The sequence below is a fragment of the Streptococcus oralis genome, from assembly GCF_001983955.1.
Taxonomy (GTDB): Bacteria; Bacillota; Bacilli; order Lactobacillales; family Streptococcaceae; genus Streptococcus; species Streptococcus jiangnanensis.
Window position 1 is genome coordinate 882,057 of the sequence record NZ_CP019562.1, and the last position, 14,655, is coordinate 896,711.

The following is a 14,655-nucleotide window of genomic DNA, read 5'->3' on the forward strand; positions in this document are numbered from 1 at the left end:
AGGTTAATTGTGGAGAAACTCATCGAAGAAAAAATTTCTTCTTTACTATCTGATGAAGAGGAAGTACTCAGTGTTGAACAGTTGGGAGGCATGACCAACCAAAACTATTTGGTCAAAACAACCAACAAACAGTATATTGTGAAATTTTTTGGTAAAGGGACTGAAAAACTCATCAATCGTCAAAATGAAAAGTACAATCTTGAACTTTTAGAGGATTTAGATTTAGATGTCGAAAATTATCTCTTTGATATTGAGTCAGGGATTAAAGTAAATGAGTACATCGAATCAGCAGTAACTCTAGATTCAACATCAATCAAGTCCAAGTTTGAAAAGATTGCACCAATTTTACAAACCATCCATGCTTCAGGGAAAGAATTAAGAGGAGAGTTTGCTCCTTTTGAGGAAATCAGCAAATATGAATCCTTGATTGAGGGAGCTATCCCTTATGAAAACTATGAAGCTGTAAGAAAAGATGTATTTTCACTAGAAAAGAGATTGGCTGATTTGGGTGTTGATAGAAAGTCCTGTCATATCGATTTGGTACCAGAAAACTTTATCGAGTCACCACAAGGTCGTTTATATTTGATTGACTGGGAATACTCTTCTATGAATGACCCAATGTGGGATTTGGCAGCTCTTTTCTTAGAGTCTGAATTTACAAAGCAAGAGGAAGATGATTTCCTTTCCTACTATGAAAGTGATAAAACGCCTGTATCACGTGAGAAGATTCGTATCTATAAAATCTTGCAAGATACTATCTGGAGTTTGTGGACAGTGTACAAAGAAGCTCAAGGGGCTGATTTTGGAGATTACGGTGTCAATCGTTACCAAAGAGCTGTCGAAGGTTTGACTTATTATGGAGGTTAGGATGAAGAATAAAAATGGTGTTTCCTTTGGTCTGCTCTCTGGTATCTTCTGGGGATTAGGTCTAACAATTAGTGCTTATATCTTTTCAATTTTTACAAATCTTTCACCTTTTGTGGTGGCTGCTGCTCATGATTTCTTGAGTATCTTTATCTTGTTAGCTTTTCTTTTGGTAAAAGAAAGAAAAGTTCGTCTTTCAATTTTCTTAAATATTCGAAATGTGAGTGTAATTATCGGTGCTTTACTAGCAGGACCTATTGGTATGCAGGCCAATCTTTATGCGGTTAAATATATTGGTAGTTCTCTAGCTTCATCTGTATCGGCTATTTACCCAGCAGTTTCAGTTTTACTAGCCTTCTTCATTTTGAAACACAAGGTTTCAAAGAATACAGTATTCGGTGTTTTCTTGATTATTGCAGCGATCATTGCTCAAACCTACAAGGTTGAACAAGTAAACTCGTTTTACATTGGGATTCTTTGTGCCCTTATCTGTGCCATTGCCTGGGGGAGTGAAAGTGTTCTCAGCTCCTATGCTATGGAAAGTGATTTAAGTGAAATTGAAGCCTTGTTAATTCGACAAGTAACCTCATTCTTGTCCTATCTTGTGATTGTGCTCTTTTCTCACCATTCATTTGCAGAAGTGGCAGATGGGCAATTATTCGGCCTCTTGATTGTCTTTGCGGCCTTTGATATGATTTCCTACTTAGCTTATTATATCGCCATTAATCGTTTGCAACCTGCGAAAGCGACAGGTTTGAATGTGAGCTATGTAGTTTGGACTGTCTTATTTGCAGTTATTTTCTTGGGTGCACCGCTAGATATGCTGACAATCATCACTTCACTTATTGTTATGGCTGGTGTTTATATTATTATTAAAGAATAAAGGAGATTCGTGTGAAAGCGATTATTTTAGCAGCGGGCTTAGGAACTCGTCTACGCCCTATGACTGAAAATACCCCAAAAGCTTTGGTTAAGGTTAATCAAAAACCCTTGGTAGAATACCAAATCGAGTTTTTGAAAGAGAGAGGAATTGATGAGATTATTATCGTTGTCGGTTACCTCAAGGAACAATTTGACTACCTAAAAGAAAAATATGGTGTCCGTTTAGTCTTTAACGACAAGTATGCTGATTACAATAACTTTTACTCACTTTATCTAGTAAAAGAAGACTTAGCTAACAGCTATGTCATTGATGCAGATAACTATCTTTTCAAAAATATGTTTCGAAACGATCTTAAACGTTCTACCTATTTCAGTGTTTATCGTGAAGACTGTACCAACGAGTGGTTCTTGGTTTACGGTGATGACTACAAGGTTCAAGACATTATTGTTGACAGCAAGGCTGGTCGCATTCTGAGCGGAGTTTCATTCTGGGATGCACCAACTGCTGAGAAGATTGTTGGCTTTATTGACAAAGCTTACGAAAGTGGTGAATTTGTTGATCTCTACTGGGATAACATGGTTAAGGATAATATCAAAGAATTGGATGTCTATGTCGAAGAATTAGAAGGAAATAGCATCTATGAAATTGATAGTGTAAAAGATTACCATAAGTTAGAAGAGATTTTATCTACTATTGAGTAAGGAAATAGAAGAAGGCTTGGGCCTTCTTTTTTTGTGTATTTTATAACAAGAATGTTCGATATTGATTGTATTCTTTAAATGAAACAAAAATTACAAAAAAATGAACAAAATAAAACAAAAATTATTGACAACGATTTCATATAGTGTTATACTTATAGCATAAAAGATAATTGAAAGAAGGGAAAATGTTATGGGATTAGATCATTTCTTTGACAAAAACCTGGTGTTTTGCTTAGAAGCGGATAATCAAGAACAACTCTTTGATCAGGTAGCAAGCTTGTTGGAAGAACGAGAAATTGTCACTCCAACTTATCGTGAAGCCTTGATCACGCGTGAAAAGTCATTTCCAACTGGCTTAGATATGGAATTTCTAGGTAAGGACTTGCCAAATGTAGCGATTCCTCATACAGATATTGTTCATAATCTGGCTGAGAAAGTTGTGGTTGTTCGATTAGAAAAACCAGTAACTTTTCACAATATGATTGCTCCTGATAAGGAAGTAGAAGTATCCCTACTCTTCTTTATTATTAACAACTCAAGTTCAAGTCAAACAAATATTCTGGCTCAGTTGATGGACTTTTTCACAGGAAATGGACATCTGGAAGATTTATCAAAAATTTCTGAACCAGAAAAACTTTATGCTTACATTGCTGAAGCAACCGCTTAATCTTGTCTATTAAAAAATAAAATCGGAGGAAATCCAAATGATTAAAATTCTTGCTGCCTGCGGTGCAGGTGTTAACTCAAGTCACCAAATTAAAAGTGCTCTAGAAGAAGAACTTTCAAACCGTGGTTATGATGTTCACTGTGATGCCGTCATGGTGAAAGACGTAAACGAAGACCTTATCAAGGGCTACGATATCTTTACACCAATCGCTGCAACTGACCTTGGTTTTGAACCTGGTATTCCAGTAATTGAAGCTGGACCAATCTTGTTCCGTATTCCAGCGATGAGCGCTCCAGTATTTGACAATATTGAAGCAGCTATCAAAGAACACGGACTAAGCTAATTTATTCTTTATCTTGTTAACATTCATATAACTAAAAAAACGGGAGGAACTATTATGGATGTCATTATCGAACTAGCCAATAAGATTTTCAAGCCAGTCTTGGAAATGGGTGGTCCTATCATCATGCTGATCATCTTGACAGTATTGGCTTTACTATTTGGAGTGAAATTCTCCAAAGCGCTTGAAGGTGGTATCAAACTTGCCATCGCCCTTACTGGTATCGGTGCTATCATCGGTATGCTCAACGGAGCTTTCTCAGCATCACTTGCAAAATTCGTTGAAAATACTGGTATTCAATTGAACATCACTGACGTTGGTTGGGCACCACTTGCAACCATCACTTGGGGATCTGCATGGACACTTTACTTCTTGCTTGTAATGTTGATTGTCAACATTGTGATGCTTGCAATGAAGAAAACAGATACACTTGACGTCGATATCTTCGATATCTGGCACTTGTCAATCACTGGTCTTTTGATCAAATGGTACGCAGACAACAATGGAGTTAGCCAAGGGGTTTCACTCTTCATCGCAACTGCAGCAGTTGTCCTTGTAGGTATTTTGAAAATCATCAACTCTGATTTGATGAAACCAACTTTCGACGACCTTCTTAATGCACCAAGTTCATCACCAATGACTTCAACTCACATGAACTACATGATGAACCCAGTTATCATGGTCTTGGATAAAATCTTTGATAAAGTATTGCCTGGTCTCGATAAATATGACTTTGACGCTGCAAAATTGAACAAAAAAATCGGTTTCTGGGGATCTAAATTCTTTATCGGTTTCATCCTTGGTATTGTTATTGGTTTGATGGGGACTCCACACCCAGTTGCTGGAGTAGAAGGAGCTGATAAATGGGAACTTGTTATTAAAGGTTGGTTGAGCCTTGGTTTGACTGCCGGTGTAGCTTTGGAACTCTTCTCACTTATCGGATCATGGTTCATCGCAGCCGTAGAACCACTCTCACAAGGTATTACAAACGTTGCTACTAAACGTCTTCAAGGACGTAAATTCAACATCGGTCTTGACTGGCCTTTCATCGCTGGTCGCGCTGAAATCTGGGCTTGTGCTAACGTACTTGCTCCAATCATGCTAGTAGAAGCTGTGCTTCTTTCAAACGTCGGTAATGGTATCTTGCCACTTGCAGGTATCATCGCTATGGGTGTGACTCCAGCTCTCTTGGTTGTTACACGTGGTAAATTGCTCCGTATGATTATCTTCGGAACACTCTTGTTGCCTCTCTTCCTTCTTTCTGGTACTCTTATCGCTCCATTTGCAACTGAACTTGCTAAAGGTGTAGGTGCCTTCCCAGAAGGTGTGAGCCAAACTCAATTGATCACTCACTCAACTCTTGAAGGACCAATTGAAAAACTATTTGGTTGGGCAATCGGTAATGCTACAACAGGTGATATCAAAGCAATCCTTGGTGCAGCAGTCTTCCTTGTATTCTATGTAGGTATCTTTGCTTGGTATAGAAAACAAATGATCAAACGTAACGAAGAATACGCAGCAAATGCTAAATAATTCGCTCCTATAAAATGTAAATTGTGAAAACTAGGTTGTTAATTTCCGACATTGGGAGTGGCAACCTAGTTTTTTATCTAAAGATCTAAAAATAGTTGGAGAACATTATGGTAATTGAAATCAAATCAGACCAGTTAACGGTCCAGTTTAAAACCTTAGGTGGCGCCTTATCGTCGATCAAGGATCGAGAAGGCATTGAGTATCTGTGGCAAGGAGATGCCACTTACTGGAGTGGACAAGCGCCAGTACTTTTTCCAATCTGCGGCTCTTTAAGAGAAGATACAGCCTTCTACAGTCATGCAGATGGAACGGAGACGAAAGGAAACATTCCTCGTCATGGTTTGGTCCGTAAAAAAGAATTTGACTTAGTTGATCAAACAGAAAACAGCGTAACCTTTGCTATCGAAGATGATGAGAATACTTATCAAAACTATCCTTATCATTTCCGTCTTGAAATCACTTATCTAGTGACTGGCAAGACTGTTCGTACTCAATACAAAGTCCTTAATAAAGAAACGAATAAAGTAATGCCATTCTTTATAGGAGGACATCCAGGATTTAATTGTCCTCTACTTGATGATGACGTCTATGAAGATTACTATTTAGAGTTTGAGAAAGAAGAGACTTGCTCTGTTCCCCGTCCTTTCCCAGAGACTGGACTCTTAGACTTCCAAGATAGAAGTCCATGGTTGGATTCACAAAAGGAAGTGGATCTGAGTTACGATCTGTTTAGTGTAGATGCAGTGACTTTGGATGAGTTGCATTCCAGAACAATTGCCCTTCGTTCTCGTAAGCATGAGAAGGGATTAAAAGTACACTTCCAAGAGTTCTCAAATCTCATCATTTGGTCAACTTTGAATAAGGGACCATTCATTGCCTTTGAACCTTGGTCTGGATTATCAACATCTCTTGAAGAAGGAGATCATTTAGAAGATAAGAAGAACGTTCGTCTCCTAGAACCGGGTCAAGTAGATCAGATTGGCTTTGATATTGAAATATTTTAGATAAAAAACCACAAAAACAAACATTTACTGTTGACTTTTTCTATAAATAGGAGTATATTATGTTTGTAAGCAACAAATGATGTTTGTAACAAACAAATAATCACTTGTTATATTCTCTTTCGAGGAGAAAGTTTGTTTCTAGGAACTTGATTTCCTAGACTTGGATAAGCTATCGAACAGCTTATTCAATCAAATTTGTCAATAAACTGCTAGAAAGTCTTTTGTAGGTAAACTGCTAACTATAAAAGTCTTTACTAGCCTAGAATAATAAAAAGGAGTATACAATATGTCTATTGTTATCGGTGCAGATGCTGCAGGTTTGAGATTGAAAGAAGTTGTGAAAGACTTCTTGGAAAAAGAAAACTTCCACGTTGTGGATGTTACAGCTGAAGGTCAAGACTTTGTTGATGTGACTCTTGCTGTTGCTGCAGAAGTAAACAAAGAAGAACAAAACCTTGGTATCGTGATTGATGCTTATGGTGCTGGTCCTTTCATGGTTGCAACAAAAATCAAAGGAATGGTTGCTGCAGAAGTATCTGACGAACGTTCAGCTTATATGACTCGTGGTCACAACAACTCACGTATGATCACTATGGGTGCACAACTTGTTGGTGATGAATTGGCTAAAAACATTGCTAAAGGTTTTGTTAATGGTAAATACGACGGTGGTCGTCACCAAATTCGGGTCGATATGTTGAACAAAATGTGCTAATTAGATTACAGTAAGAAAGGTAAGATAAAAATGAGAATTGCAATTGGATGTGACCACATCGTAACAGATGAAAAAATGGCGGTTTCAGAGTTTTTGAAATCAAAAGGATATGAAGTCATCGACTTTGGTACCTATGATCACACACGTACTCACTACCCAATCTTTGGTAAAAAAGTTGGTGAAGCCGTTACAAGCGGTCAAGCTGATCTTGGGGTATGTATCTGTGGTACTGGTGTTGGTATCAACAACGCTGTAAATAAAGTTCCAGGAGTTCGTTCTGCCTTGGTTCGTGATATGACAACAGCACTTTATGCAAAAGAACAATTGAATGCCAACGTTATTGGTTTTGGTGGTAAAATTACTGGTGAATTGCTTATGTGCGATATCATTGAAGCTTTCATCAAAGCTGAATACAAACCATCAGAAGAAAACAAAAAATTGATTGCGAAAATTGAGCACGTTGAAACTCACAATGCTCATCAAGCAGATGCAAACTTCTTTACAGAATTCCTTGAAAAATGGGATCGCGGTGAATACCACGACTAAGAGGTGACGCATGATTTTAACAGTCACAATGAATCCATCCATTGATATTTCTTATCCTTTGGATGAATTAAAAATTGACACTGTCAACCGTGTGGTGGACGTGACCAAGACAGCTGGTGGTAAAGGGCTCAATGTTACACGAGTTCTTTCAGAATTTGGTGATTCTGTTGTTGCTACTGGTTTGGTCGGTGGTAAACTTGGTGAGTTTTTAGTAGAGCATATCGACGATAAAGTAACGAAACGTTTCTTCTCAATCAAAGGAGAGACTCGAAACTGTATCGCTATTCTGCACGGTGACAACCAAACAGAAATCCTTGAAAAAGGTCCCGAAGTTCTGGAACAAGAAGGTCAAGATTTCTTGGTTCATTTCGAAAATCTTCTTAACACTGTGGAAGTAGTTGCTATCTCTGGTAGTCTGCCAGCAGGTCTTCCAGTTGATTACTATGCGAGCTTAGTAGAACTTGCTAATCGCGCAGGAAAACCAGTTGTTTTGGATTGCTCAGGTGCTGCCCTTCAGGCGGTTCTTGAATCACCACATAAACCAACAGTAATCAAACCAAATAACGAAGAATTGTCTCAGCTTCTTGGGAAAGAAGTTTCTGAGGATTTGGATTTATTAAAAGAAGTTCTTCAAGAGCCTCTATTTGCAGGGATTGAGTGGATAATTGTTTCACTTGGAGCAAATGGTGCTTTTGCAAAACACGGTGATACTTTCTACAAGGTAGATATTCCAAGAATTCAGGTAGTGAACCCTGTTGGATCTGGTGATTCTACTGTGGCAGGGATTTCATCAGGACTTCTTCATAAGGAATCGGATGTAGAACTCCTCATCAAGGCCAATGTCCTTGGTATGCTCAATGCTCAAGAAAAAATGACAGGTCATGTCAATATGGCTAACTATCAAGCTCTATATGATCAATTAATAGTAAAAGAGGTATAAAATGGCTTTAACAGAAAACAAACGTGCATGCTTAGAAAAACTTTCAGATGAAAACGGCATTATCTCAGCTCTTGCCTTTGACCAACGTGGTGCTTTGAAACGCCTTATGGCCCAATACCAAACAGAAGAGCCAACAGTGGCTCAAATGGAAGAACTCAAAGTCTTGGTAGCAGATGAATTAACAAAATACGCATCCTCTATGCTTCTCGACCCAGAGTATGGTCTTCCAGCTACAAAAGCGCTTGATCCAAATGCTGGTCTTCTCCTTGCTTATGAGAAAACAGGTTATGACACAACTAGCACCAAACGCTTGCCTGACTGCTTGGATGTTTGGTCTGCCAAACGCATCAAAGAACAAGGCGCAGATGCAGTCAAATTCTTGCTTTACTATGACGTAGACAGCTCTGACGAACTCAACCAACAAAAACAAGCCTACATCGAACGCATCGGTTCTGAGTGTGTGGCGGAAGACATTCCATTCTTCCTTGAAATCCTTGCTTACGATGAAAAAATCGCTGACGCTGGTTCTGCAGAATACGCAAAAGTGAAGCCACACAAGGTTATCGGTGCTATGAAGGTCTTCTCAGACCCACGCTTCAACATCGATGTCTTGAAAGTGGAAGTTCCAGTCAACGTCAAATACGTTGAAGGCTTTGGCGATGGTGAAATCGTTCATACACGTGAAGAAGCAGCAGCCTTCTTCAAAGCGCAAGATGAAGCAACTAACTTGCCATACATCTACTTGAGTGCAGGTGTATCAGCTAAACTCTTCCAAGAAACCCTTGTCTTTGCCCACGAATCAGGCGCAAACTTCAACGGAGTTCTTTGCGGCCGTGCAACCTGGGCTGGATCAGTTGAAGCTTACATCAAAGATGGTGAAGCAGCAGCTCGCGAATGGCTTCGCACAACTGGTTTTGAAAACATTGACGAACTCAACAAGGTTCTTCAAACAACAGCGACTTCATGGACTGAACGTGTATAAGTTTTCCCCCCCTAATCTTAGGAACATTGATCTAAATAAAAATTTTAAAAAAAGTTACATGTAAAGGTTTACAAAAAAACTGACTTGTGCTATACTTAAATCACAAGTTAATACAAGGTGAGTGTTACTAAGTAATATTAGGCATGATCACAGATGGATTAGAAATCAAAGGATTTTCTAGTTCATTTGTGGTCATTTTTTATACTCATATACCTTTAAGAGATAAAAGGAGGTTGCCATGTATCGAATTCTAAACCCAATGAATCACAACGTCTCACTTGTCAGAAATGACAAAGGAGAAGAAGTGATTGTGATTGGTAAAGGGATTGCATTTGGGAAAAAGAAGGGGGATTTGATTGCTGAAGATCAAGTTGAGAAAATCTTTCGGATGAAGACAGAAGAGTCTAGGGAAAACTTTATGGCTCTGCTAAAAGATGTTCCGCTGGATTTTATCACAGTGACTTATGAAATCATTGATAAGCTATCAAAGAAATATCATTATCCGATTCAAGAGTATCTCTACGTAACCTTGACAGATCATATTTACTGTTCTTACCAAGCTCTAGCACAAGGAAGGTACAAGGATAGTAATCTGCCAGATATTTCCACTAAGTATCCTGTCGCTTTTCAAATCGCAAAGGAAGCTTTTGAAATCTATCGTCAGAAGTTGACAGATCATTTCCCTGAGGATGAAATTATTCGGATCGCTTATCATTTCATCAATGCCGAAGGGGAGAATGAAGTTCAAGTGGTTGAGTCGATTGATAAGAGGAAAGAAATTCTCAGGAATGTTGAAGAAGTGCTAAAGGGTTATGCAATTCAACGAACCAAAGAGAATAATCATTTCTATGATCGTTTTATGATTCATTTGAATTATTTCTTGGATTATTTAGACAGATCTAGAGATGATAACCAATCACTTCTGGATATGGAAGATCATATTAAACAATCCTATCCAAGAGCGTTCGAGATTGGTTCCAAGATCTATGATGTGATTACGCAACATACGGGTCTTGATTTGTATAAAAGTGAACGAGTTTATCTAGTTCTACATATCCAACGTTTATTGTCATAAAAATTTAATTAAAAATACATAAGGAGAATTCTATCATGAATAGAGAAGAAGTAACATTGTTAGGTTTTGAAATTGTTGCCTATGCTGGCGATGCTCGATCAAAACTATTGGAAGCTTTAAAGGCTGCTGAAGCTGGCGATTTTGCGAAAGCGGATAGTTTAGTTGAGGAAGCTGGTGGCTGTATCGCCGAGGCTCATCACGCGCAAACAAGTCTATTGACCAAGGAAGCCGCTGGTGAGGATTTGGCCTATAGTGTGACCATGATGCATGGTCAGGATCACTTGATGACAACTATCTTGCTCAAAGATTTGATGCACCATTTAATCGAACTCTATAAGAGAGGAGTTAAGTAATGAACAAACTAATTTCATTTATCGAGAAAGGGAAGCCTTTCTTTGAAAAACTGTCTCGTAATATCTATCTTCGTGCTATTCGTGATGGTTTCATTGCAGGTATGCCTGTTATTCTCTTCTCAAGTATCTTTATCTTGATTGCCTTTGTTCCTAACTCATGGGGTTTTAAATGGTCTGACGAAGTTGTAGCCTTTCTGATGAAACCTTACAGCTATTCAATGGGGATTCTAGCTCTCTTGGTAGCTGGTACAACAGCTAAGTCATTGACCGACTCAGTAAACCGTAGCATGGAGAAAACCAATCAAATCAACTATATGTCAACATTGTTGGCAGCAATTGTTGGTTTGTTGATGTTGGCAGCTGATCCTATCGAAAATGGCCTAGCTACTGGATTCTTGGGGACAAAAGGTTTGCTTTCAGCCTTCCTTGCTGCCTTTGTTACTGTAGCTATCTATAAGGTTTGTGTTAAGAACAACGTCACTATTCGTATGCCTGACGAAGTTCCACCAAATATCTCACAAGTCTTTAAAGATGTGATTCCATTCACTCTATCAGTGGTTTCTCTTTATGCTCTTGATTTACTAGCTCGTCATTTTGTTGGAGCCAGCGTTGCAGAATCAATTGGAAAATTCTTTGCACCATTATTCTCTGCAGCTGATGGCTATCTAGGTATTACCATTATCTTTGGTGCTTTTGCCTTCTTCTGGTTTGTTGGTATCCACGGTCCTTCCATCGTTGAACCAGCAATCGCGGCTATTACCTATGCAAATGCCGAAGTCAACTTGAACCTTCTCCAACAAGGGATGCACGCTGACAAGATTCTTACTTCTGGTACACAAATGTTTATCGTTACCATGGGTGGTACTGGTGCGACACTGGTTGTTCCATTCATGTTCATGTGGTTAACAAAATCAAAACGTAACCGTGCAATCGGACGTGCTTCAGTAGTTCCAACTTTCTTTGGTGTAAATGAACCAATCTTGTTTGGAGCACCGCTTGTCTTGAACCCGATTTTCTTTATTCCATTTATCTTTGCGCCAATTGCCAACGTATGGATCTTTAAATTCTTCATTGAAACGCTTGGCATGAACTCATTTACTGCCAACCTTCCTTGGACAACACCAGGTCCGCTCGGTATTGTTCTCGGTACAAACTTCCAATTCTTGTCATTTGTACTTGCTGCTTTGTTAATCCTTGTTGACGTAGCCATTTACTATCCATTCCTCAAGGTTTATGATGAACAAATCCTTGAAGAAGAACGTTCTGGTAAAGCCAATGATGAATTGAAAGAAAAAGTAGCTGCAAACTTCAATACTGCCAAAGCAGATGCTATTCTTGAAAAAGCTGGTGTAGAAGCAGCGCAAAACACAATTACTGAAGAAACCAATGTCTTGGTTCTCTGTGCAGGTGGAGGAACAAGTGGTCTCCTCGCAAATGCTTTAAATAAAGCAGCTGCGGAGTACAAGGTTCCTGTTAAAGCAGCAGCTGGTGGCTATGGTGCTCACCGTGAAATGTTGCCTGAGTTTGATCTGGTTATCCTTGCTCCTCAAGTTGCTTCTAACTTTGAAGATATGAAAGCAGAGACCGACAAACTTGGTATCAAACTTGCCAAGACAGAAGGTGGCCAATACATTAAATTGACTCGCGATGGAAAAGGTGCTCTTGCCTTTGTTCAAGCGCAGTTTGAAGAATAAAAGGTAAATAGCAAAGAAGTGAGATGGCGGAATTCCTCCCAACTCTATCTCCATCTCATTTCTATTTCTTGAAAGGTGAATCAAATGACAAAAACACTTCCAAAAGACTTTATTTTTGGCGGGGCAACAGCAGCCTATCAAGCAGAAGGTGCGACCAATACTGATGGTAAAGGACCAGTTGCCTGGGACAAATACCTCAAAGATAACTACTGGTACACTGCTGAACCAGCCAGTGATTTCTATCACAAATACCCAGTTGACCTCAAACTTGCAGAAGAGTATGGTGTCAATGGTATCCGTATTTCAATCGCTTGGTCACGTATCTTTCCAACTGGTTATGGGAAGGTTAATGACAAGGGGGTTGAGTTCTATCATAATCTATTTGCAGAATGTCACAAACGGCATGTTGAGCCCTTTGTAACTCTTCATCACTTTGATACGCCAGAAGCACTTCATTCAAATGGAGATTTCCTGAATAGAGAAAACATTGATCACTTTGTGGATTATGCAGCCTTCTGTTTTGAAGAATTTCCTGAAGTCAACTATTGGACAACCTTTAATGAAATTGGGCCGATAGGAGATGGTCAGTATTTAGTTGGGAAATTCCCTCCAGGTATTCAGTACGACCTTGCCAAAGTCTTTCAATCTCATCACAATATGATGGTGTCACATGCGCGTGCAGTCAAGCTATATAAAGATAAAGGCTATAAAGGGGAAATTGGTGTGGTTCACGCCCTGCCTACTAAATATCCTCTAGATCCTGAAAATCAAGCAGATGTTCGCGCTGCTGAGTTGGAAGATATCATCCACAATAAATTTATCTTGGATGCAACTTATCTTGGACGATATTCCGAAGAAACCATGGAAGGCGTCAACCATATTCTATCCGTCAATGGTGGAAGCTTAGATCTGCGTGAAGAAGATTTCGCTGTGCTAGAAGCTGCAAAAGACCTGAATGACTTCCTTGGAATTAACTACTACATGAGTGATTGGATGCAAGCCTTTGATGGCGAAACAGAAATCATTCATAACGGTAAGGGTGAAAAAGGAAGCTCTAAGTATCAAATTAAGGGAGTTGGACGTCGAGTGGCGCCTGGCTATGTCCCACGTACGGACTGGGACTGGATTATCTATCCTCAAGGTTTGTATGATCAAATCATGCGCGTGAAGAAAGATTACCCAAATTACAAGAAAATCTACATCACAGAGAATGGTCTCGGATACAAAGATGAGTTTGTGGATGGGACAGTCTACGATGATGGGCGGATTGATTATGTGAAACAACACTTGAAAGTATTATCTGATGCTATTGCTGATGGTGCCAACGTCAAAGGATACTTCATCTGGTCATTGATGGATGTCTTCTCTTGGTCAAACGGTTATGAAAAACGCTACGGTCTCTTTTATGTAGACTTTGAAACTCAAGAACGTTATCCTAAGAAATCAGCTCACTGGTACAAGAAACTAGCTGAGACACAACTTATTGAATAAAATTTAACAAAAATTCCCCGCCAAAAGGCAGGGGAATTTTTATGGTTTTGATAAAAGAATGGTTGTTTGTTTCGACAGCTCTTCAAATGTTTCCTGACTCAGTTTGGCATCTGAAACGATGGTATCAATCTCTGAGATATTGTAGAACGTGTAAAAATCAAACTTATTAAACTTACTGTGGTCTGCCAGTAAGTATTTTTTATTGGCATTGTTCAAGGCGATTCGTTGTACCTCGCCCTCTTCTTCACTGAAAGTAGCAATTGCCTTATCCTTAATACCATTACAGCTTACAAAAGCTTTAGAAAACTGAAGATTGGCTAAATCCTGCAGGGTAAGTGTTCCCACAAAAGCTCCAGTGATAGAGCGATAATTTCCACCAATCAAAATCAAATCTGTTAGTTTTCGTTCGTTTAGGATGAGAAAAACTGGAAGACTGTTTGTTACAACACGAATATTATCAATTGGGAGTTCACGAGCAAAACATTCTAAGGTTGTTCCTGGACCAATAAAAATAGTTTCACCTTCGTCAATCAAATGACCTGCAAAACGGCTAATTTCTTGTTTTTCAGCAATCTGCAAGCCTTGTTTTTCAACATTTGAGCGTTCGTTGTTTAAGAGAGAACCTGTACGAAGTTTTTCAGCGCCACCGTGCACACGAACCAGCAAATCCTTATCTGCCAATTCTTGTAAGTAGCGACGAGCTGTCATATCTGACACATCAAGACTCTCCATAATCTCTTTTACAGTAATAGTGCCTTTTGTGTTTACTGCTTCTAGAATACTATCTAGTTTTTCTTGCTTTAGCATCCTTATCACCTCGATTTCTACTATTATTATCTTACCATAAAACGCTCAATCAATCAAATAGAA

At 39.0% G+C, this 14,655-nt stretch carries 16 protein-coding genes; 15 read left to right on the forward strand and 1 reads right to left on the reverse strand.

The genetic code is table 11. From position 1 onward, the window contains the following. Positions 1 to 9: 9 nt before the first annotated feature. The 15 genes from BWR56_RS04270 (at position 10) to lacG (ending at position 13,785) form a co-directional block, all read left to right on the forward strand. Entirely contained in the window at positions 10 to 867 is an 858-nt protein-coding gene (locus tag BWR56_RS04270; RefSeq protein ID WP_071850926.1) for a phosphotransferase family protein, read from the forward strand. A 1-nt stretch (position 868) separates the two neighbouring features. Further along, positions 869 to 1,747: a DMT family transporter gene (locus BWR56_RS04275; RefSeq protein WP_000791842.1), complete on the forward strand. Its 879-nt coding sequence runs from the start codon at positions 869 to 871 to the stop codon at positions 1,745 to 1,747. Positions 1,748 to 1,758: 11 nt separating this feature from the next. Next, a complete protein-coding gene (locus BWR56_RS04280) occupies positions 1,759 to 2,448 on the forward strand; it encodes a sugar phosphate nucleotidyltransferase (protein ID WP_000643950.1) in 690 nt (229 codons plus the stop codon). Between the two features lie 190 nt (positions 2,449 to 2,638). Further along, on the forward strand, positions 2,639 to 3,115 hold the full coding sequence (locus BWR56_RS04285) for a PTS sugar transporter subunit IIA (protein WP_000521979.1): 477 nt from the start codon (positions 2,639 to 2,641) through the stop codon (positions 3,113 to 3,115). Between the two features lie 37 nt (positions 3,116 to 3,152). Then, positions 3,153 to 3,458: a PTS sugar transporter subunit IIB gene (locus BWR56_RS04290; protein WP_000590551.1), complete on the forward strand. Its 306-nt coding sequence runs from the start codon at positions 3,153 to 3,155 to the stop codon at positions 3,456 to 3,458. Between the two features lie 54 nt (positions 3,459 to 3,512). After that, positions 3,513 to 4,988: a PTS galactitol transporter subunit IIC gene (locus BWR56_RS04295; RefSeq protein ID WP_000382508.1), complete on the forward strand. Its 1,476-nt coding sequence runs from the start codon at positions 3,513 to 3,515 to the stop codon at positions 4,986 to 4,988. A gap of 107 nt (positions 4,989 to 5,095) precedes the next feature. Further along, positions 5,096 to 5,992, forward strand: coding sequence for an aldose 1-epimerase family protein (locus BWR56_RS04300; protein WP_076984511.1), 897 nt, complete (start codon positions 5,096 to 5,098; stop codon positions 5,990 to 5,992). Between the two features lie 286 nt (positions 5,993 to 6,278). Beyond that, positions 6,279 to 6,704, forward strand: a complete 426-nt coding sequence (gene lacA, locus BWR56_RS04305) for a galactose-6-phosphate isomerase subunit LacA (protein ID WP_000029277.1) — start codon at positions 6,279 to 6,281, stop codon at positions 6,702 to 6,704. 30 nt (positions 6,705 to 6,734) lie between these two features. Next, positions 6,735 to 7,250: a galactose-6-phosphate isomerase subunit LacB gene (gene lacB, locus BWR56_RS04310; RefSeq protein WP_001216920.1), complete on the forward strand. Its 516-nt coding sequence runs from the start codon at positions 6,735 to 6,737 to the stop codon at positions 7,248 to 7,250. 10 nt (positions 7,251 to 7,260) lie between these two features. After that, on the forward strand, positions 7,261 to 8,190 hold the full coding sequence (locus BWR56_RS04315) for a tagatose-6-phosphate kinase (RefSeq protein WP_071850928.1): 930 nt from the start codon (positions 7,261 to 7,263) through the stop codon (positions 8,188 to 8,190). 1 nt (position 8,191) lies between these two features. After that, the gene (lacD, locus tag BWR56_RS04320; protein WP_071850930.1) at positions 8,192 to 9,172 is read left to right on the forward strand and encodes a tagatose-bisphosphate aldolase; all 981 of its coding nucleotides are present in this window, start codon (positions 8,192 to 8,194) and stop codon (positions 9,170 to 9,172) included. 238 nt (positions 9,173 to 9,410) lie between these two features. Further along, complete coding sequence (locus BWR56_RS04325) at positions 9,411 to 10,247, forward strand: PRD domain-containing protein (RefSeq protein ID WP_071850939.1); 837 nt, start codon at positions 9,411 to 9,413, stop codon at positions 10,245 to 10,247. A gap of 35 nt (positions 10,248 to 10,282) precedes the next feature. Then, entirely contained in the window at positions 10,283 to 10,600 is a 318-nt protein-coding gene (locus tag BWR56_RS04330) for a PTS lactose/cellobiose transporter subunit IIA (RefSeq protein ID WP_001078319.1), read from the forward strand. Further along, the gene (locus BWR56_RS04335) at positions 10,600 to 12,294 is read left to right on the forward strand and encodes a lactose-specific PTS transporter subunit EIIC (protein ID WP_076984512.1); all 1,695 of its coding nucleotides are present in this window, start codon (positions 10,600 to 10,602) and stop codon (positions 12,292 to 12,294) included. Before BWR56_RS04330 ends, BWR56_RS04335 begins: the two co-directional genes overlap by 1 nt. Positions 12,295 to 12,378: 84 nt before the next feature. Then, positions 12,379 to 13,785, forward strand: a complete 1,407-nt coding sequence (gene lacG / locus BWR56_RS04340; protein ID WP_071850943.1) for a 6-phospho-beta-galactosidase — start codon at positions 12,379 to 12,381, stop codon at positions 13,783 to 13,785. 39 nt (positions 13,786 to 13,824) lie between these two features. On the opposite strand, the gene BWR56_RS04345 is transcribed toward lacG, so the two are convergent. After that, entirely contained in the window at positions 13,825 to 14,592 is a 768-nt protein-coding gene (locus tag BWR56_RS04345; RefSeq protein ID WP_000917580.1) for a DeoR/GlpR family DNA-binding transcription regulator, read from the reverse strand. Positions 14,593 to 14,655 lie beyond the last annotated feature (63 nt).

What these genes read in the sequence shown, in the direction of transcription:
- BWR56_RS04295 (WP_000382508.1), top strand. Translation starts at nt 3,513, where the DNA reads ATGGATGTCATTATCGAACTAGCCAATAAGATTTTCAAGCCAGTCTTG.
- lacD (WP_071850930.1), top strand. Translation starts at nt 8,192, where the DNA reads ATGGCTTTAACAGAAAACAAACGTGCATGCTTAGAAAAACTTTCAGAT.
- BWR56_RS04290 (WP_000590551.1), top strand. Translation starts at nt 3,153, where the DNA reads ATGATTAAAATTCTTGCTGCCTGCGGTGCAGGTGTTAACTCAAGTCAC.
- lacG (WP_071850943.1), top strand. Translation starts at nt 12,379, where the DNA reads ATGACAAAAACACTTCCAAAAGACTTTATTTTTGGCGGGGCAACAGCA.
- BWR56_RS04335 (WP_076984512.1), top strand. Translation starts at nt 10,600, where the DNA reads ATGAACAAACTAATTTCATTTATCGAGAAAGGGAAGCCTTTCTTTGAA.
- BWR56_RS04300 (WP_076984511.1), top strand. Translation starts at nt 5,096, where the DNA reads ATGGTAATTGAAATCAAATCAGACCAGTTAACGGTCCAGTTTAAAACC.
- BWR56_RS04315 (WP_071850928.1), top strand. Translation starts at nt 7,261, where the DNA reads ATGATTTTAACAGTCACAATGAATCCATCCATTGATATTTCTTATCCT.
- lacB (WP_001216920.1), top strand. Translation starts at nt 6,735, where the DNA reads ATGAGAATTGCAATTGGATGTGACCACATCGTAACAGATGAAAAAATG.
- BWR56_RS04285 (WP_000521979.1), top strand. Translation starts at nt 2,639, where the DNA reads ATGGGATTAGATCATTTCTTTGACAAAAACCTGGTGTTTTGCTTAGAA.
- BWR56_RS04275 (WP_000791842.1), top strand. Translation starts at nt 869, where the DNA reads ATGAAGAATAAAAATGGTGTTTCCTTTGGTCTGCTCTCTGGTATCTTC.
- BWR56_RS04345 (WP_000917580.1), bottom strand. Translation starts at nt 14,592, where the DNA reads ATGCTAAAGCAAGAAAAACTAGATAGTATTCTAGAAGCAGTAAACACA.
- BWR56_RS04330 (WP_001078319.1), top strand. Translation starts at nt 10,283, where the DNA reads ATGAATAGAGAAGAAGTAACATTGTTAGGTTTTGAAATTGTTGCCTAT.
- BWR56_RS04325 (WP_071850939.1), top strand. Translation starts at nt 9,411, where the DNA reads ATGTATCGAATTCTAAACCCAATGAATCACAACGTCTCACTTGTCAGA.
- lacA (WP_000029277.1), top strand. Translation starts at nt 6,279, where the DNA reads ATGTCTATTGTTATCGGTGCAGATGCTGCAGGTTTGAGATTGAAAGAA.